Source organism: Alicyclobacillus suci, assembly GCF_017329615.1.
GTDB lineage: Bacteria > Bacillota > Bacilli > Alicyclobacillales > Alicyclobacillaceae > Alicyclobacillus > Alicyclobacillus suci.
The window spans coordinates 1-720 of sequence record NZ_JAFMTW010000144.1; the positions used below are offsets into that span (position 1 = coordinate 1).

Annotated in this window: 1 protein-coding gene; it reads left to right on the top strand. The window is 51.9% G+C overall.

The window, feature by feature from the left end; all coding sequences use genetic code 11:
- Positions 1-665 (top strand): hypothetical protein (locus J3482_RS20180; protein WP_206923084.1); only part of this gene is annotated, 665 nt, incomplete at its 5' end.
- Positions 666-720 lie beyond the last annotated feature (55 nt).

A 720-nucleotide genomic window follows, 5' to 3' on the forward strand; every position in this document is an offset into this window, starting at 1 on the left:
ATTTCACATTGACATCATCCACGGCAAATAGCCAGTACACTGTTACAGCAACGCTGAACAACCCGCCGACAACACCACCGACAAGCGTCACCTTTACAGTTGCAGGACAGACGTTCACCGAGACGTTGACAAACGGACAAGCCACGCTGACGCTTGCCGTCCACCCTTCGGTGGCAACTGAGCAGATCAACGTATCGGTTTCAGCATCGGGCTGTGTAGGAGCATCCATCAACATCGGCGGCAGCGGAACAGACGTTGCCTTGCAGGTTGTCACACCATGCGGAGGGACGCCGACAGTCGGGCCAGCAGGAGCAAACGCCGTCCAATTCTTGCAGACCTACTACGCTGTGAACTCAACCACCGTAGAGGCGCTTCTGACCAACATCGCCACGGGAATGAGCTTGCTGAACGATGCGGTGTTCAACGTCATTCTTCCGGCATTGCAGGCTACAACTTACACCCCTGTAACCTTGTCCGCCGACCAATCCAACACATTCTCGGATATGAAAACCAATCTGCTTCCAAACCTGTTCACGACACTGGCAAACGGTTATCCAATTGGTGGAACAGAACAGATGCAATTTGCCGCGTTCGTGAAGAACTTTCAAAATGCGGCAGCGAACGTGACGAATTTCATGCAAGCCTTGCAGACGTTCAATTTGTGACACGAAACCAAACCGCATAAGAAACACCACAAGCGCCGAAAGGCGTATTTTTTAT